General features: G+C 70.0%; 14 protein-coding genes. 9 read left to right on the top strand and 5 right to left on the bottom strand.

What is annotated here, in order from left to right:
* Positions 1-234: 234 nt before the first annotated feature.
* The 4 genes from AC3AOF_RS31040 to AC3AOF_RS31025 are packed head-to-tail and all read left to right on the top strand — an operon-like array spanning position 235 to position 3,329.
* A complete protein-coding gene (locus tag AC3AOF_RS31040; RefSeq protein ID WP_488349369.1) occupies positions 235-1,089 on the top strand; it encodes a transporter substrate-binding domain-containing protein in 855 nt (284 codons plus the stop codon).
* 31 nt (positions 1,090-1,120) lie between these two features.
* On the top strand, positions 1,121-1,825 hold the full coding sequence (locus tag AC3AOF_RS31035; RefSeq protein WP_236992954.1) for an ABC transporter permease: 705 nt from the start codon (positions 1,121-1,123) through the stop codon (positions 1,823-1,825).
* Positions 1,822-2,532 carry an ABC transporter permease gene (locus AC3AOF_RS31030; protein ID WP_236992955.1) on the top strand — a complete coding sequence of 237 codons (711 nt, stop codon included), beginning with the start codon at positions 1,822-1,824 and terminating at the stop codon, positions 2,530-2,532. Before AC3AOF_RS31035 ends, AC3AOF_RS31030 begins: the two co-directional genes overlap by 4 nt.
* A 14-nt stretch (positions 2,533-2,546) precedes the next feature.
* Positions 2,547-3,329 carry an ABC transporter ATP-binding protein gene (locus AC3AOF_RS31025; protein ID WP_488349368.1) on the top strand — a complete coding sequence of 261 codons (783 nt, stop codon included), beginning with the start codon at positions 2,547-2,549 and terminating at the stop codon, positions 3,327-3,329.
* A 225-nt stretch (positions 3,330-3,554) separates the two neighbouring features.
* Here the strand turns inward: AC3AOF_RS31025 and AC3AOF_RS31020 are convergent, their stop codons facing one another.
* Both AC3AOF_RS31020 and AC3AOF_RS31015 read right to left on the bottom strand, forming a co-directional pair.
* The gene (locus tag AC3AOF_RS31020; protein WP_236992957.1) at positions 3,555-4,223 is read right to left on the bottom strand and encodes a DJ-1/PfpI family protein; all 669 of its coding nucleotides are present in this window, start codon (positions 4,221-4,223) and stop codon (positions 3,555-3,557) included.
* Positions 4,224-4,553: 330 nt separating this feature from the next.
* On the bottom strand, positions 4,554-4,781 hold the full coding sequence (locus AC3AOF_RS31015) for a hypothetical protein (protein ID WP_236992958.1): 228 nt from the start codon (positions 4,779-4,781) through the stop codon (positions 4,554-4,556).
* A 485-nt stretch (positions 4,782-5,266) separates the two neighbouring features.
* On the opposite strand from AC3AOF_RS31015, the gene AC3AOF_RS31010 reads away from it, so the two are divergent.
* Positions 5,267-8,458, top strand: a complete 3,192-nt coding sequence (locus AC3AOF_RS31010) for an autotransporter domain-containing protein (protein WP_488349367.1) — start codon at positions 5,267-5,269, stop codon at positions 8,456-8,458.
* 74 nt (positions 8,459-8,532) lie between these two features.
* Here the strand turns inward: AC3AOF_RS31010 and AC3AOF_RS31005 are convergent, their stop codons facing one another.
* Both AC3AOF_RS31005 and AC3AOF_RS31000 read right to left on the bottom strand, forming a co-directional pair.
* A complete protein-coding gene (locus AC3AOF_RS31005; RefSeq protein WP_236992960.1) occupies positions 8,533-9,870 on the bottom strand; it encodes an MFS transporter in 1,338 nt (445 codons plus the stop codon).
* Between the two features lie 98 nt (positions 9,871-9,968).
* Positions 9,969-10,832: a shikimate dehydrogenase gene (locus tag AC3AOF_RS31000; protein ID WP_488349366.1), complete on the bottom strand. Its 864-nt coding sequence runs from the start codon at positions 10,830-10,832 to the stop codon at positions 9,969-9,971.
* A gap of 188 nt (positions 10,833-11,020) precedes the next feature.
* On the opposite strand from AC3AOF_RS31000, the gene AC3AOF_RS30995 reads away from it, so the two are divergent.
* On the top strand, positions 11,021-12,940 hold the full coding sequence (locus AC3AOF_RS30995) for a bifunctional sugar phosphate isomerase/epimerase/4-hydroxyphenylpyruvate dioxygenase family protein (protein ID WP_488349365.1): 1,920 nt from the start codon (positions 11,021-11,023) through the stop codon (positions 12,938-12,940).
* A gap of 733 nt (positions 12,941-13,673) precedes the next feature.
* Here AC3AOF_RS30995 and AC3AOF_RS30990 read toward each other — a convergent pair.
* On the bottom strand, positions 13,674-13,985 hold the full coding sequence (locus AC3AOF_RS30990) for a PilZ domain-containing protein (RefSeq protein ID WP_236992963.1): 312 nt from the start codon (positions 13,983-13,985) through the stop codon (positions 13,674-13,676).
* A gap of 157 nt (positions 13,986-14,142) precedes the next feature.
* Here AC3AOF_RS30990 and AC3AOF_RS30985 point away from each other — a divergent pair, with 157 nt between their 5' ends.
* From AC3AOF_RS30985 to flgF, 3 genes are all read left to right on the top strand, one after another.
* Positions 14,143-14,694 carry a hypothetical protein gene (locus AC3AOF_RS30985; protein ID WP_488349364.1) on the top strand — a complete coding sequence of 184 codons (552 nt, stop codon included), beginning with the start codon at positions 14,143-14,145 and terminating at the stop codon, positions 14,692-14,694.
* A gap of 136 nt (positions 14,695-14,830) precedes the next feature.
* Positions 14,831-16,060 (top strand): DUF1217 domain-containing protein, encoded by a 1,230-nt coding sequence (locus AC3AOF_RS30980; RefSeq protein ID WP_236992965.1) that lies wholly within the window; start codon positions 14,831-14,833, stop codon positions 16,058-16,060.
* Positions 16,061-16,067: 7 nt separating this feature from the next.
* Positions 16,068-16,796 carry a flagellar basal-body rod protein FlgF gene (flgF, locus tag AC3AOF_RS30975; protein ID WP_236992966.1) on the top strand — a complete coding sequence of 243 codons (729 nt, stop codon included), beginning with the start codon at positions 16,068-16,070 and terminating at the stop codon, positions 16,794-16,796.
* Positions 16,797-16,798 lie beyond the last annotated feature (2 nt).

Here is a 16,798-nt window from a genome sequence, read left to right as displayed (position 1 = left end):
CGCGCCTCTGCCCTCGGGGCCATCGGTCCACTCCCGGCGGGCGTCTCGCCCGCGCCGGGCCCGATTGCCCGAGACGGGCGCCATAGCAGCGCTCTGCTGTAAGTGCAAACCGTCGCTGGCATGCCGCTCGCATCATGGCGGTCACAGGATCCCAGTTGCAGGCGCTTGCCTTGAGGCCAGCCTTGCGGGTTAGCTGAGCATGGAACGCCTCAAAGGTCCGGGAACGACGCCACAATGACAATCAGGTCTGCTCTCGCCCTCGTCCTGTCCCTCGCCCTCGGCACCGCCGGGACGGCCCGGGCCGACGACACGGTGCCGGCGACGGTGAGAATCGCCACCGAAGGCGCCTACGCGCCCTACAACTTCACCAAGCCCGACGGCACCCTCGACGGCTACGAGATCGAGCTCGGCCGCGAGATCTGCGCCCGCGCCAAGCTGAAATGCGAGTTCGTGGCCCAGGACTGGGACGGCGTGGTGCCGGGCCTCAACGCCAAGAAGTTCGACGCCATCATGTCGGGCATGACCATCACCGACGCGCGGCTGAAGGTGGTCGACTTCACCAAGCCCTATAGCGGCGATTCCTCGGGCTTCGCGGTCGACCGCAACGGGCCGCTCGCCAAGCTCCCCCTGGGTGGCGAGAAGTTCAGCCTGGCGAACGAGGCCGACGCCCAGAAGGCACTCGACACGATCAAGCCGCTCCTCAAGGGCAAGACCGTCGGCGTCCAGGTCTCGACCATCCACGCCGCCTTCATGGACAAGTACCTCAAGGGCACCGTCGAGGTGCGCGAGTACAAGACCACCGAGCAGCACGACCTCGACCTCGCCGCCGGCCGCCTCGACGCGATCTTCGCCAACGACGCGCCGCTCCGGGCCACCGCCGAGAAGCCGGAATTCGCCGGCACGGTGATGCTGGCAGGTCCCCGCTTTCGCGGCGGCATCCTCGGCCGCGGCGTGGCGATGGGCCTGCGCAAGGGCGAGGCGAAGCTGAAGGCGCGGCTCGACGAGGGCATCGATTCGGTGATCGCCGACGGCACCCTGAAGAAGCTCTCCCTCAAGTGGTTCAAGGCGGACCTGACCCCGCAGAGCTGATGGCTCGGGACCAGACGGGGATCGGATCCGCGTGAGCGCCTTCACCCTTCTCGGCTTCGGCCCCGGCGGCTGGGGCGGCGCGCTGCTGCTCGCCGCCGGCACCACGCTGGCGCTCGCCCTGTGCGGCTTCCTCCTCGGCGCCGTGCTCGGCGGGTTGGCGGCGAGCGCCAAGCTCTCCGGCCTCCTGCCCCTGCGGCTTGCCGCCGACGGCTACACCACGCTCCTGCGCGGCGTGCCCGACCTGCTGGTGATCTACCTCTTGTATTTCGGCGGCAGCGCGGCCCTGGGCAACATCGCAGGCCTGTTCGGCGTCACCGGCTTCGTCGGGGTGCCGGCCTTCGGAGTCGGCGTCGCGGCGCTCGGGATCATCTCGGGCGCCTACCAGGCCGAGGTCTTTCGCGGCGCCTATCTCGCCCTCGACCGCGGGCAGATCGAGGCGGCGCGCGCCGTCGGCATGCATCGCGGGCTGATCCTGCGCCGGGTCGTGGCGCCGCTGGTCGCCCGCGACGCCCTGCCCGGGCTCGGCAACGTCTGGCAGATCCTGCTCAAGGATTCGGCGCTCGTCTCGGTTACGGGCCTCGTCGAATTGCTGCGACAGGCCCAGGTCGGGGCCGGCTCGACCCGCCAGCCCTTCACCTTCTACCTCGCGGCCGGCGCCCTCTACCTCGCCATCACCTCGCTCTCGACCTGGGGTTTCTCGCGGGCCGAGGCCCATGCCCGCCGGGGGACCCGATGATCGACGTCGCGTTCCTCGAATCGACCATCCGCACGCTGCTCGGCGGCGTGCCCCTCACCTTGAGCCTCACCGCCGGCTCGGTGGCGCTCGGCGGCGTGCTGGCCGCTTTCGCGGCGTGGGGCCGCCTCTCGGGTGTCGCCCCGGCGGACTGGCTCGCCCGCCTCTATATCTTCGTGTTCCGCGGTACGCCGCTGCTCGTGCAGATCTTCCTGATCTATTACGGGCTCGGCCAGTTCCGGCCGACGCTACAGGCCTGGGGCCTGTGGACCTTCTTCCGCGAGCCGTACTGGTGCGCGCTGCTGGCACTGGCGCTCAATACCGGCGCCTACACGGCCGAGATCTTCCGGGGTGCGGTGCTGTCGGTGCCCTATGGCGCCCTGGTGGCGGGGCGGGCCTGCGGCATGCCGCGGCTCCTGCTGTTTCGCCGCGTCACCCTGCCGCTCGCCGCCCGCCAGGCCCTGCCGGCCTACGGCAACGAGGTGATCTCGGTGGTCAAGGCGACCTCGCTCGCCTCCACCATCACGCTGATGGAGATCACCGGCATCGCCCAGAAGCTGATCGCCCAGAGCTTCCGCGCGCTGGAGGTCTTCGTCTGCGCCGGCGCCTTCTACCTCGTCCTCACCTTCGTGATCATCGGGCTTTTGCGGCTCGCCGAGGCCTGGCTGTCGCCGGACCTGCGCCCGCGCCCGGTGGCTCGCCCCGCCTGACCCCGGAATCCGCCATGCTGGCCCCCTCGCCCACCCGTCCCGAGGCCGTCGCGGTCCGCGACCTGCACAAGCATTTCGGCCACCTCGAAGTCCTGCGCGGCGTCTCGCTCTCGGCCCGGGAGGGCGAGGTGGTGGCGATCCTCGGCTCATCCGGCTCCGGCAAGTCGACGCTCTTGCGCTGCATCAACCTCCTCGAGGTGCCGGAGGCCGGCGAGGTCGTGGTCGGCGACGAACCGGTGGCCTGGCGCGCGCGCCGCGGCGGCCGGGTGCCGGCCGACACGAAACAGGTCGACCGCATCCGCGCACGGGTCGGCATGGTCTTCCAGAGCTTCAACCTCTGGTCTCACCGCACGGTGCTGGAGAACGTGATCGAGGCGCCGGTCCACGTGCTGGGGCGCCCCAAATCCGAATGCATCGCCGAGGCCGAGGGGCTGCTCGCCAAGGTCGGCATCGCCGACAAGCGCGATCATTACCCGGCGCACCTCTCCGGCGGCCAGCAGCAGCGCACCGCCATCGCCCGGGCGCTCGCCATGCATCCCCGCGTCCTGCTCTTCGACGAGCCGACCTCCGCCCTCGATCCCGAGCGCGTCGCCGAGGTCCTGCGGGTGATGCGGGCGCTCGCCGAGGAGGGACGCACCATGCTGGTCGTCACCCACGAGATGGCCTTCGCCCGGGACGTCGCCCACCGGGTGGTCTTCCTGCACGAGGGACGGATCCTGGAGGACGGGCCGTCCGAGCAGGTGTTTTCCGCGCCGCAATCGGAGCGGTTCCGGCAGTTTTTGGCGCGGGGGGAGTGAGGCGGGGCGGTTGATTCTCTTGCGCCAGCCGCTACCCGCGACCTCATCCTGAGGTGCCGCGTAGCGGCCTCGAAGGAGGGCTCCAGAAGACACTGCGATTTCTGGAGCCCTCCTTCGAGGTCAGTCGATCTTTGATCGACTAACACCTCAGGATGAGGTGGGAGTGCAGGATATCTCTCCCTGCCCGATATCGTTCGTCAACAATCAACGCATTCGACGAGATGGTCAGGTGATCCGCCCGATGATCGCCTCCCGGGCCGCCCGCGATCCGGAGAGCCGCTTCTTCGCCCGCGCCACTACCGCCTCCGGCGCCTCGGCCGGGGTGCCGGCCTCGAAGGGCGGGGCCGGCGCGTATTCCAGGGCGAGCTGAACCGTCTCGGCCTCCTCGCGGCCGAGGAGTTCCGCCACCACCGTGAGCCCGAAATCGATGCCCGAGGTCACGCCGCCGGCGGTGATCAGAGTGCCGTCGCGCACCACGCGGTCCTGCACCGGCACGGCGCCGAAATGACTGAGGAAATCGTGCGCGTACCAGTGCGTGGTTGCCCGCTTGCCCTTCAGCAGGCCGGCCGCACCGAGGACCAGCGCCCCGGTGCAGACCGAGGTGAGGTAGCGGACCTCCGCCGCCCGCGCCCGCACGAAGTCCAGCACCGCCTCGTCCTCGAGGAGCGCGTTCACCCCGCTGCCGCCCGGGATGCAGAGCACGTCGAGGGGCGGGCAGGTCTCGAAGGTCGCGGTCGGCACGAAGGGCAGCCCGGTGGCCGAGGGCACGGGATCGCCGTTCTTCCAGATCAGGTGGACCGCGCTGTCCGGCACCGAGGCGAAGACCTCGTAGGGCCCGGTGAGGTCGAGTTGCTGGACCTGCGGGAAAACGAGGATTCCGAAGCTGAGCGACAAGGGCGAGCCTCCCGGTGGGGCGGCAGGATCGTATGGGCGGGGATGGGTTGCAAGGGTGGAAGAGACCGTCCGATGGGTGAGGACGGTCGGCCGGCAGGGTTCCGTGTCATACCAACGGCCGTTGAAAACGACCTCTGGTTCCGTTCTCGAGTTTTCGCCAAGTCTCGAATTTTCGCCAAGCCCGAGGTCCCGGACTTCTGGGCGTGGTGTCGACAATTCGAGATGGGTCAACGGCCCCGTCGATCTCGGGCTTGCCCGAGATCGCATCGATGCGTCACCAACTTGGGCCGTTAGTAATCTTGGGCCGTTAGTAATCTCGGGCCGTTAGTATCAGAGCCTGAACCGGTCCCTGCTCCCCGCCCGCACGTAGCCTTGCGAGATCAGCCGGTCCTGTTGGCGGGTGCGCCGCTCGGCCTCGCCGAGATCGGCGAGGGCGTCTGCGATCGCCCGGCGCAGGGCGACGCCCGCATCGCCCCCCGCCGCCGCGAGATAGGCAGTTGCGATCGTCTCGACGCCGGGCGCCCTCCCGTCCCGTCGCTCCGCCGGCTCGTAGCTCATGATTCACCCCTGCACGGCGCCGGCCGGGGCCGACTCACGTTAGAACATAGAGTGAACAAGCCACGACAGGGTCGGTTCGGTCAAGCTGTCTTCGCGCGGCGCGAGCCGGCACGCGGCGAGGTGTGGAGAGCGGGGACGAGCGTCGCCTCAGGGCGTCCGGATCACCCGCCACGGACGCGCCGAGATGGGCGACGTCGACGATGGCGCGTCGGCGATCGAGCCGGTGCCGATCGAGACCTGCTGCGTCATGCCGGCGCCTCGCGACGGGGATGCCCGGATAATGCCCCGGCAGAGTATCTGTTCCCACATGCCTACGAACGTGCCGGTTTCGTGATGTTTCTGCCACGGCCGTACAAAAATGAACAAATGCGAAACGATCGTGGCGCCGACCGGACTTTTTCGCGGCTAGCATGGTCGCCAGCGCGTTCCGGCGCCGTCCCGGAAGAAGAAGTCCGAAAAGACCGCGATCAGATCGAGGCAATTTGATGCCAATCCAGACACAGTCGAGACGCCATGCGACGGCCGCCCGCGGCCTGATCGCGCTGCTCTGCTCGACGATCTCTTACGCAGCGTTGGCCCAGTCGTCCGGTTATCAGGATCCCGGGCGCCTCGGCGATGCGGCGAGCTGGCGGACGCCGGAATATCTCGGCGATTGGGGCCTGACCTCGATGCGGGCCGACCAGGCCTATGCACGCGGCATCACCGGCCGCGGCGTGGTGGTGGGCTCGGTGGATTCGGGCTTTCTCGCCACCCATCCGGAATTCGCCGGACAGGTGACGCCGCTCACCGTGCAGGGCACCTACCTGGCGGACGGCTACCGCTACGAGACCGCCGGGGGCGTGCGCAGCGACCTGTTCACGGCCGGGAGCCCGTTCTCGGTGCCGGGCACCTGGATCCGGGGCGTCAACGACGACCACGGCACCCATGTCGACGGCACCATCGCGGCGCGGCGCGACGGCACCGGCATGCACGGCGTCGCCTTCGGGGCGAGCCTGCTCGCCACCAACACCAACGCCACCGATTCCGCGATCTACGGCGCCAACCAGGACTACACCTACTTCAAGGCCGCCTACGGCAACCTCGCGGCGGCGGGGGCCCGGGTGATCAACTCGTCCTGGGGCAGCCCGCATCCACCTGAGAACTACAACACCCTCGCGGGGGTCGCTTCCGGCTACGCCAAGTTCCAGGGCCGGCTCGACTGGCTCGACGCGGTGGCGGAGACCGCCCGGCAATACGGCACGATCATGGTCTTCGCCGCCGGCAATGCCGGGGTGAACAACCCGACCGTGCGGGCCGCCCTGCCCTATTTCCAGCCCGACCTCGAATCGCGCTGGATCGCGGCGTCGGGCCTGACCATCGACGACGGCACGGCGTTCAACCGGTGCGGGCTCGCCAAGTACTGGTGCATTGCCGCGCCCGGGCGCGGCATCCTGAGCACCGTCACCTCGACCACGGGCGTGGCCGGCTACGGCTCGAAGAGCGGCACCTCGATGTCGGCGCCCCACGTCACCGGCGCGCTGGCCCTGGTGATGGAACGCTACCCCTACATGACCAACGAGCAGGCGCGCGACGTGCTGCTCACCACCGCGACCCATCTCGGCAGCGGCCCGGCCGACGTGCCGAACGAGACCTTCGGCTGGGGCAAGATCGACCTCGGCCGGGCGATGAACGGCCCGGGCCAGTTCCTCGGCCGCTTCACCGCCACCTTGCCGGGCGGCACGCTCGACGTCTGGTCCAACGACATCTCGGACGCAGCCCTGCGCCAGCGCCAGGCCGAAGACAGCACCGAGATCGCGACCTGGCTGCTGAATCAATCCGTCAGCAACCCGAGATCCGGCCAGCCGGTGGTGGCCCTCACTGCCGATCAGCAGGCCGAGTACCTCTGGCGCGAGGCGCGCAGCCAAGCCTACCTGGCCCGCACCTACCAGGGCGGACTGACCAAGGCCGGGGACGGCACGTTGATCCTCGCCGGCAACAACTCCTATACCGGGACCACCGAGGTGAATGGCGGCCTTCTCGCCGTCACCGGGCGGGTGACCTCGCTCACCAACGTCAATGCCGGCGGCACGCTGGGCGGCTCGACCCTGAGCGGCGGCGGCTTGCTCGGCAGCGTCAACGTCCGCTCCGGCGGCACCCTCTCGCCGGGCGTCGGCGGCCTCGACTCCCTCATCGTGGTCGGGGACCTGAGCTTCGCCCGCGGCTCCCGCTACGCCGTCGAGGTGGCGCCCGGCATCAGCGACCGCGTCGCGGTCCTCGGCACGGCGCGGATCGAGGGCGGCACCGTCGCGGTCACGTCCCCGGGCGCCGACAGCCTGACCCCGGGCGCGCTGCGCAGCCTGCTCGGCCAGCGCACCGTCATCCTGCGGTCGACGAACGGGATCGTCGGCCGCTTCGACGGCGCGACCCCGGGCTACGCCTTCATCGGGGCGAGCCTCGACTACGACGCACGCGACGTCGGCCTGACGCTGGCGCGCAACGGAGCGACCTTCGCGTCGGTCGGCGCCACCCGCAACCAGGCGGTGACGGGCGGGGCGATCGAGGCTCTCGGCGCCGGCAACGCGCTCTACGAGACCGTGCTGGTCAGCACCGATGCGGGGGCGGCGCGCAACGCCTTCGCCTCCCTGTCGGGCGAGGTCCATGCCAGCGCGGTGACGGCGCAGTTCGAGACCGCGTTCTTCGTCCGCGAGGCGATCCTCGACCGCCTGCGCCGGGGCGACGTCCCGGGCGCGCCGGTCTTCGGAAACCTCTCGGCCCCCAGCCTGCCGGCGGCCTACTCGGCCGACCTGCCGGGCCGGGTCGCGCCGCCGGTTCAGGTCCCGGCGCAACTGGCCGAGCCGCGGCCTTACGCGGTCTGGGGCCAGGGCTTCGGCGCCTTCGGCCGCACGCGGGGCGACGGCAACGCCGCCTCGCTGTCGCGCCAGATCAGCGGCTTCGTGCTCGGCGCCGACGCGCAGATGGATTTCGGCGGGCTCCCCGGCGCCTGGCGCCTCGGCGTCGCCGGCGGCTACACCAATACCAGCCTCGACGTGACCGGCCGCGCCGCCTCCGGCGTGATCGAGAGCGGCTTCGGCGGCCTCTATGCCGGCACCACCCTCGGACCGGTCTCCTACCGCTTCGGCGGCATCGCCGGGGGCAACAGCCTCTCGCTCCGGCGCAGCATCCTGGCGCCCGGCTTCGCCCAGGGCCTGAGCGCCCGCACCGGCGGCATCACCGCGCAGGTCTTCGGCGAGGTCGGCTACCGGGTGGCGTTCGGGGCCGCCGTCATCGAGCCCTTCGTCGGTGCGGCCGCGATCCGCATCGGCCAGGACGCGTTTACCGAGCGCGGTGGGCCGGCGGCCCTCTCCGGCCTCGGCCGCGACAACGACCTCGCCGCCACGACCGTGGGGTTGCGGGGCTCGACCCGCCTCTCGGCCGACCTGCCGGTGACCCTCACCGGCCTCGTCGGCTGGCGCCGGGCCTATGGCGACGTGGTGCCCAAGGCCCTCCTCGCCTTCGGGGCCGGTCAGACCGGCTTCCTGGTCGCCGGCGTGCCGATCAACCGCGACGCGGTGGTGGCGCAAGCCGGCCTCGACTGGGCATTCTCCCCGGCGGCGACGCTCGGCGTCTCCTATACCGGCCAGGCCGGCGAGCGGGCGCAGGACCATGCGGTGAAGGGGAACTTCACCTACCGGTTCTGACGAGCCGAAACGAGAAAGGCCCGCCGCCTCGGCCGAGGCGGCGGGCCTTTCTCGTTCGGGCGGGGCCGAGCGCGTCAGCGCTTGCCCAGCATCTCCATCGGCGTCCGGTAGGTCTCCCGCGCCGTGACGATCGACAAAGCGGCGATCGCCGCCGTGGCGGTGACGAAGACCGCGACCGGGACCCAGCCGGTCGGGCCGGTGCCGAGGAGCGAGGCGCTGATGACCGGGGCGAAGCCGCCGAGGGCGAAGCCGATCTGGGTGCCGATCGCCATGCCCGACAGACGGACCTTGGTGTCGAACATCTCGCCGTAGAGCGACGGCCACACCCCGTTGGCGGCGCTGTAGACCACGCCCGAGAGCAGGATGCCGAAGGTGAAGATCAGCGGGATGTTGCCCTGGCTGATCGCCCACATGTAGGGCCAGATCAAAGCGGCGGAGCCGAGCGCGCCGAAGATGAAGACCGGACGGCGGCCGATGCGGTCGGAGAGCGCCGCGAAGGCGGGAATCGCGCCGAGCGCCACCACGTTGGCGAGGATCAGCACGGTCAGCATCGTCGAGCGGTCGATCTGCATCGTGTTGACCGCGTAGGACAGGGTGAAGACGCTGAAGATCGTGCTCACCACCGAGACCAGCGCGGCGAAGATCACCCGCAGCACGTCGGCCCACTGGGTGCGGAACAGCACGGCCACCGGCAGGTCCGCCTTGGCGTGGACCTGCGTCTCCTGCTCCTTCTCGAAGACCGGGGTCTCCGGCAGGGTGCGGCGGACCCAGAAGCCGACCGCGACCACGAGGGCGCTGAGGAAGAACGGGATGCGCCAGCCCCAGGACAGCATCTGCGCCTCGGGCATCTGGGTGATCGGCAGGAAGACCAGCGTGGCGAGGATCAGCCCGGCCTGGGTCCCGCTCAAGGTGAAGCTGGTGAAGAAGGCGCGCTTGTTCGACGGCGCGTGTTCGAGGGTCATCGAGTTGGCGCCGGCCTGCTCGCCGGCCGCCGAGATGCCCTGGAGCAGGCGGGCGATGACGAGCAGGATCGGCGACAGGATGCCGAGCTGCTCGTAGGTCGGCAGGCAGCCGATCATGAAGGTCGAGAGACCCATCAGGAGCAGCGTGAAGGTCAGCACCTTCTTGCGGCCGAAGCGGTCGCCGATATGGCCGAGCGCCACCGCGCCGAGGGGCCGGGTGATGTAGGCGACGCCGAAGGTCGCGAACGAGGCGATCGCCGCCGCCTGCGGGTTGTTCGGGGCGAAGAACAGTTTCGGGAAGATCAGCGCCGCGGCAGTGCCGTAGATGAAGAAGTCGTAGTATTCGACCGCGCTGCCGATCCAGCTCGCGAGTGCGGCCTTCTTCGGCGTCTTCACGGCCTCGGGTTCGGCGACCGCGGCGGCGGTCGCGGGATAGACGGAGGAGGTCATCGGGCGTTTCCTAGGGAATGGAGACGGACGGGCCCGTTGGATCGGACCGCATTCTTCGGGGGATTGGGTGGCGGCTCGGGCCGCCGACCGGGACCGGTTCAGGCCGTCCGGCCGAGCTCGGCGAAATGGCGGAGCATCCGCTCCGGGTCCGGGGTCAGGCCGGTGATGAGGCGGAACGCCTCGACCGCCTGGAACACCGCCATGCCGCCGCCGTCGAGGGTGCGGCAGCCGATCCGCCGCGCCTCGCGCAGGAGCGCGGTCTCGAGCGGGAAATAGACGATCTCGGCGACGAACAGCGTCGGGTGCAGGTATTCGGCCGGCAGCGGCAGGCCCGGATACTTGTCCATGCCGGTCGGCGTGCAATGGACGAGGCCGTCGGCCGCGGCGACTTCCGCCGCGAGGTCGGTGCAGGCCCGCGCCCGGCCAACGCCGAACCGCTCGCAGAGCGAGGCCGCGACGCCAGCCGCGCGCGCCGGGTCGATGTCGTTGAGGACGAGATCCTTGACCCCGAGGGTCAGGAGCGCGTGAGCGACCGCCGCACCGGCACCACCGGCGCCGAGCTGCACCACCCGGTCAAGCGCCGCGTCCGGCAGGCCGCGCCGGAACGCCTCGGCGAAGCCCCACCAGTCGGTGTTGTGGCCGACGCGCTTGCCGTCGCGCAGGACCACGGTGTTGACCGCGCCGAGGGCCGCCGCTTCGGGCGACAGCTCGTCGAGATGGGCGAGCACCGCCTGCTTGCACGGATGGGTGATGTTGAGGCCCGAGAAACCCATCCGCTCGGCCGCCGTCAGCAGGTCCGGCAGGGCGTCGGCTCCGAGGCCGAGCTTTTCCAGATCGATCTTCTGGTAGAGGAGCCGCAGGCCCTGCGCGTCGCCCTCGTGCTCGTGCATCGCCGGGGTGCGGGAGGCCTGGATGCCGTTGCCGATCAGGCCGGCCAGGACGGAATGAGTGGCTGCGCCCATGCGACGGGCTCCTCTCTCGAAACGTTCCTCGGATGACGCGATTGCGACGCGCTTGAATCCAAATGTACTAACCGGTACGTTCATGTCAAGCGCGAAAGACGGTGGGCTGCCAGGTCCCCGGTTCGGGCTCGACGGAGCCGGCCCCGTTTGCGATGGAGAGCCGGCGGACAAGCGGACGGGAGAACGCGATGAGGAAGGCGATCGCCACGGTGTCGGTAAGCGGCACGCTGATCGAGAAGCTGGAGGCGATCGCGGCGGCGCGCTTCGACGGGGTCGAGATCTTCGAGAACGACCTCTTGTTCCATACCGGCCCGGCGCGCGACGTGCGCCGTTACGCTTCCGACCTCGGCCTGTCGATCGACCTGTTCCAGCCCTTCCGCGATTTCGAGGGCGTGTCGGACGAGCAGCTGAAGCGCAACCTCGACCGGGCCGAGCGCAAGTTCGACCTGATGGAGGAGCTCGGCGCGCCGCTGATCCTGGTCTGCTCCAATGTCGGCACCGAGGTCTCGGACGACGACGCCCGGATGGCCGACCAGCTCTACCAGCTCGCCGACCGGGCGGCGAAAAGAGGCCTCAAGATCGGCTTCGAGGCCCTGTCCTGGGGCACCAAGGTGCGCACCTTCGATCGGGCCTGGGGCATCGTCGAACGGGCGAACCACCCGCATCTCGGCCTGATCCTCGACAGCTTCCACACGCTCGCGCTTCCCGACGACTGGTCGGGCATCGCCGATCTGCCGGGCCAGCGGGTGTTCTTCGTCCAGCTGGCGGACGCGCCGCGCATCGGCATGAACCCGCTGACGCTCAGCCGCCACTTCCGCTGCCTGCCGGGCCAGGGCGACCTCGACGTGCCGGGCTTCCTCCAGGCGGTGCTGGCCTGCGGCTATACCGGCACGATCTCGCTCGAGATCTTCAACGACGACATGCGCGCCGCTCCCCCGCGCCAGACCGCCGCCGACGGCCACCGCTCGCTGCTGTTCCTCGAGGAGAAGGTGCGCCGCACCGACGAGGCGGCGGCTTTGTCTCCCTCTTCGCCCAAGCGGCCCCGCCGCCGGGTCGAGCTGTTCGATCCGCCGCTGCCGCCGGCCATCGCCGGCCACCGCTTCATCGAGGTGGCGGTGGACGAGCGCTGCGAGGGCGCGCTGGCGCGGCTGCTGGGCCAGCTCGGCTTCACCCGGCTCGGCCGCCACCGCAGCAAGGCGGTGACGCTCTACGGCCAGGGCGAGATCCGCATCGTGCTCAACCGCGAGCCGGATTCCTTCGCCTCGTCCTACTTCCTGATGCACGGCCCCTCGGTCTGCGCCCAGGCCATCACCACCGACGACGCGCTGGCGGCTCTCGGCCGGGCCGAATCCTACGGCGCCGCCCGCTTCGGCGGCCGGATCGGACCGGACGAAAACACCTTCCCGTCGATCCGCGCACCCGACGGCAGCCTGATCATCCTCACCGACGCGACGACCGGGGGCGATTTCGAGCGCGACTTCGTGCTGGACGAGGGCGCGGAGCCGGCGGGCCTGCTCACCCGGGTCGACCACGTGGCGCAGGCCCTGCCCGAGGGCCAGCTCGATTCCTGGGTGCTGTTCTACCGCGCGGTGCTCGGCCTCGAGCCGGAGGACGTGGTGGTGCTGCCCGATCCCTACGGGCTGGTGCGCAGCAAGGCGATGTCGAATGCCGAGCGCACCATGCGGCTGCCGCTCAACATCTCGGAGAGCCGCAACACCGCCACCGCCCGCCTGGTGACGAGCTTCGCGGGGGCGGGCGTCCACCACATCGCGCTTGCCACCGACGACATCTTCGCGGCGGCCGAACGCCTGAAGGCCGCCGGCGCGACCTTGCTGCCGATCCCGGCCAATTACTACGACGACGTGGCGGCCCGCTTCGGCCTCGACGACGCGACCGTCGCGCGGATGCAGTCCTTGAGCATCCTCTACGACCGCGTCGGCGACGGCGAGTTCCTGCAATTCTACACGACGCCGTTCGAGGAGCGGTTCTACTTCGAGATCGTGCAGCGGAAGGGCGGCTACGACCTCTACGGCGCGCCGAACGCACCGGTGCGGATGGCGGCCTTGGCGGCGTTGCGGGGTCCGAACCTGTCGCAGGTGCTGCGGTAGGGCCGGGGGGCGGCAGGAACCCGCTCGACGATATCGACACCCTCCGGTCATTCCGGGGCCGCGCCGCGGAGCCCGGGATTTCCGATGTGGACGGCCCCTTCTCGCAAGCAGAGCAGTCCGGCCGAGCGTTCGCGTCGCATCCCGATTTCCGGCCTGGGTGCAGCCCCGGGGACCGCAGCCGACAGGGTGGTTCACGACAGGCTCCGCCATGGGAAACACGGCCTCGGACGGCCCCTGGTTTCCACGGAATTGCGTGCGTCGCAGCCGGAGTTGCCAACCACTCCGAGCCTGTTTGATACGAAATCCGGAAGATCACTTCCGGATTTCGTATCATCAGCCCGCGCGGCGCCTGAGCGAAGTCGCTTTCCGCATCGCGATGCGATCAATCGGAAAGCGTATGAGTCGACCGACCGCCTTGGAACCCTCGATGTCATCCCGGGGCCGCGAAAGCGGAACCCGGGATCCATCACCGCTGACGATGCAGGATGAAGCGGAACGCCGTTCGCTCTTTCAAGATGAGTCAGCGTTTATGGATCCCGGGTTCTCGTCCTCGACGAGCCCCAGGATGACGGGGAGAGTTTGGATCGGGCCGGCCCGCTCAAACAGGCTCTCACACAGTTCCGATTGATCGCTTCGCGATGCGGAAGCCGTATCGCCAGCATCCGCTTGCAAGCTCACGGGCGCCTCGCGGAGGCGCCGCCGTGAAGGAACGAGGGCGGACTTTGCGGCGTCCTCACCCGACGTAGAACCCCGCCCCCTCGAACGTCACGCCGGCGAAATCCCCCCGGCGCCAGCGCAGGCGCACCGTGAAGTTGCGCAGGTCGTGGGCGGCGATGACGAGGGGAAAGGTTTCCGGCAGGGGGATGCGGGTGGGGACGCGAAGCCGCGCGCCCGCGGTCGAGACGTCCACGACCTCGCAGGCGACGGAGTGGTCGGGGCCGAGCACGATCCGTCCCGGCTGGATCATGCGGCGGCGGCGGCCGACGCGGGGAGTGGGGGCGGAAACCCGACCGTCATCGCCGTCGGTCTTCCGCAGATCGGTCATGGAATCCCCGCAACCGGGCCCCGTGCCCGCACGGCACGCTTACGGCTTTCCGCCGCCCGCGCAAACCCGGCGCGGGTCGAAGCGGCTCCGTTAACCAGGCGTCAAGCATGTTCCTTCATGCCTCGTTAGCCATCAACCGTCGGACACGTCCCGGCCCATGCCCGCAGCCCCGGTCCCGCGCAAGCGCCCTTCCCTCCCGCCCGAAAGCCCGGTCGCGGGCCTGATCGCCCGTCGCCGCGCCCGGGAGGCGGCGACGGAGCGGGGCGTGTTCGGCGCCGCCATCCTGCTGGCGCTCACCGCCACGGGCTTTGCCGGCTACACCCTCTCCCAGCCGACCCGGCCCTACGACGTGCGTCAGGTGCTGCCGGCCATGATGACCGGGCCCTTCGCCTGGCAGCGGACGATCACCGAGGCGCGCGCCCCCGAGCCCGACCTCGATCCCCTGATCACCGGTTCGCTGGCGGAGAAGCCGGCCGCGCCCGCCGCGGCGGCGGCCGTGCCGCTAGCGCCCGCCGGACCGCCGCCCGCCGGCTTCGCCCTGCGGCGCGCCTCGGCGGGCCAGGCCGTGGTCGAGGGACGCGACGGGATGCACGAGATCGCCATCGGCTCCACCCTGCCGGGCGCCGGCCGGGTGCTGTCGATCCGCAGCACCAGCGCCGGCTGGATCGTCATCACCACCGAGACCATCATCGGACCGACCCCGCTGTGAGTGCGCTGCGGCAAACTCCAGGGCTGAAGCAAGCCTGGAGCAAGCGTGGCCGCCTAGAGCGGGAGCCTCATCGGGAGACCGCGCCGCAGCGGCGGGCGGACCCGCCCCACCGCGCCGACGGGCCGGAGACGCATCCGTGACGAACACGCTGACGAGCTACATGCTCCTGTCGCGGAATCTCGCGACCTCGCTGCAGCGCAAGGGCAACGATCCGGTCGTCGCCCGCGACACCGCCTATTACCAGGCCAATATCGGCAAGGTGAAGTCGGTCGACGACTTCATGGCCGATACGCGGCTCTACAATTACGCCGTCAAGGCCTTCGGCCTCGAGGACATGGGCTACGCCAAGGCGTTCATGAAGAAGGTCCTGACCGAGGGCACGGCCACGTCCACCGCCTTCGCCAACCGCCTGGCGGACGACCGCTACGTCGCCTTCGCCAAGGCCTTCGACTTCACGCAGAACACCACCGCGAAGGGGACCGACCCGGTCGTGGTGTCGCCGACCCAGCTGACCCCGGCGGGCAGCGCGAAGCTCTCCCTGCCCTACGCGCTCGCCGCATCCTACGACTTCACCGGCACCAACGAGGCGAGCTTCACCCTCTCGTCGCAGGTCGACGCGACCACGACGAAGAGCGCCACCATCGTCCTCAACAAGGCGACCCTCGCCGGCAAGGTCGCGGACCTCGCCAAGGTCACCCCGACCGAGATCGGCGCGGCGATCAACGCCCAGATCGGCGCGTCCGGGGCCGACGGGCTGATGGGCAAGGTGCAGGTCGGCATCGGGGCCAACGGCAACCTGTTCTTCGAAACCACCGGCTACACCGATCTCGGCCTCGACGGCGCGCCGGGCGGCAGCGGCGTGAACGCCGACACGGTCTACCTCGCCGGCGGCACCAACCGCACCCTGACGGTGACCAATGCCGCCCTGTCCGATCCGGGGCAGACGGCCGTCGGCATCGGCAACGGGACGGACCTCACGCCGGGCGCCAACGTCAAGGGCGTGGTCGACGCCTACCTGCAGCAGAGCCTCGAAACCGATGCCGGCGCCGAGGATACCGGGGTGCGCCTCGCCCTCTATTTCGCCCGCAAGGCGCCGTTCCTCAACAGCGGCTACGACATCCTGAGCGATCCCGCTCTCACGCAGGTCGTCAACACGGTGATCGGCCTGCCGGCGACGAGCAGCGCCACCACCAGCGATGCCCTGGCGAAGCGCGCGGCCCTCATCTCCTCCAAGGTCGATTTCACGAGCTTCCTGGACCCGGACAAGGTCGAGGCCTTCGCCCGGCGCTTCGCGGCGATCTGGGACGCGCAGAACAACACCGCCACGGATCCGATCCTGGCCCTGTTCAGCAACGGCCAGGCGTGAGGCGGCGATGCAGAACAGCCTCTACGTCAACCTCTCGGCCCAGGTCGCCCTCGACAAGCGCCTGACCACCACCGCCAACAACGTCGCCAACATGGCGACGGCGGGCTTCCGCGCCGAGGAGACCAAGTTCTCGGCGCTCCTCGCCCAGGCGACCAAGGGCGCCGTGGCCTTCGTGAACTCGGGCGACACCTACCTCTCGCGGGCCTCCGGCCCGATCACCAAGACCGATTCGCCCCTCGACGTCGCGATCCAGGGCGATGCCTGGCTCAGCATCGGCGGCCCGTCCGGTCCGGTCTATACCCGCGACGGGCGCATGACGATGGACGCGACGGGTCAGTTGCGTACCCTCACCGGCCAGCCGGTGCTCGATCCGGGCGGCTCTCCCCTCCTCCTCGATCCGCAACAGGGCCCGCCGACGATCGGGCGCGACGGCAGCATCTACCAGGGCACCAACCAGGTCGGCGGGATCGGCCTGTTCGTCATCGACAAGAAGGCGACGCTCACCCGGGCGCCCGGCAACGCCGTGACCGCCAACATGCCGGCGCAGCCGGTTCAGGATTTCACCCGGATCGGCATCGTCCAGGGCTACGTCGAGGGCTCGAACGTCAACCCGATCATGGAGATGACGAAGCTCATCACCATCCAGCGCGCCTTCGAGAGCGCCGCCACGGCGACGACGGAAGCCGAATCCTCGCTCCAGAGCGCCGTGAAGTCGCTCTCGCCGCAGGGTAGCTGAGC

Source organism: Methylobacterium sp. 142-1Y (genome assembly GCF_057747795.1).
The sequence above is the reverse complement of the archived record's forward strand: the minus strand, read 5'-3'. Positions and strand labels throughout refer to the sequence as shown.

What these genes read in the sequence shown, in the direction of transcription:
- AC3AOF_RS31000 (WP_488349366.1), bottom strand. Translation starts at nt 10,832, where the DNA reads ATGGGCGCAGCCACTCATTCCGTCCTGGCCGGCCTGATCGGCAACGGC.
- AC3AOF_RS30985 (WP_488349364.1), top strand. Translation starts at nt 14,143, where the DNA reads ATGCCCGCAGCCCCGGTCCCGCGCAAGCGCCCTTCCCTCCCGCCCGAA.
- flgF (WP_236992966.1), top strand. Translation starts at nt 16,068, where the DNA reads ATGCAGAACAGCCTCTACGTCAACCTCTCGGCCCAGGTCGCCCTCGAC.
- AC3AOF_RS31005 (WP_236992960.1), bottom strand. Translation starts at nt 9,870, where the DNA reads ATGACCTCCTCCGTCTATCCCGCGACCGCCGCCGCGGTCGCCGAACCC.
- AC3AOF_RS31010 (WP_488349367.1), top strand. Translation starts at nt 5,267, where the DNA reads ATGCCAATCCAGACACAGTCGAGACGCCATGCGACGGCCGCCCGCGGC.
- AC3AOF_RS31015 (WP_236992958.1), bottom strand. Translation starts at nt 4,781, where the DNA reads ATGAGCTACGAGCCGGCGGAGCGACGGGACGGGAGGGCGCCCGGCGTC.
- AC3AOF_RS31040 (WP_488349369.1), top strand. Translation starts at nt 235, where the DNA reads ATGACAATCAGGTCTGCTCTCGCCCTCGTCCTGTCCCTCGCCCTCGGC.
- AC3AOF_RS31030 (WP_236992955.1), top strand. Translation starts at nt 1,822, where the DNA reads ATGATCGACGTCGCGTTCCTCGAATCGACCATCCGCACGCTGCTCGGC.
- AC3AOF_RS31025 (WP_488349368.1), top strand. Translation starts at nt 2,547, where the DNA reads ATGCTGGCCCCCTCGCCCACCCGTCCCGAGGCCGTCGCGGTCCGCGAC.
- AC3AOF_RS30995 (WP_488349365.1), top strand. Translation starts at nt 11,021, where the DNA reads ATGAGGAAGGCGATCGCCACGGTGTCGGTAAGCGGCACGCTGATCGAG.
- AC3AOF_RS30990 (WP_236992963.1), bottom strand. Translation starts at nt 13,985, where the DNA reads ATGACCGATCTGCGGAAGACCGACGGCGATGACGGTCGGGTTTCCGCC.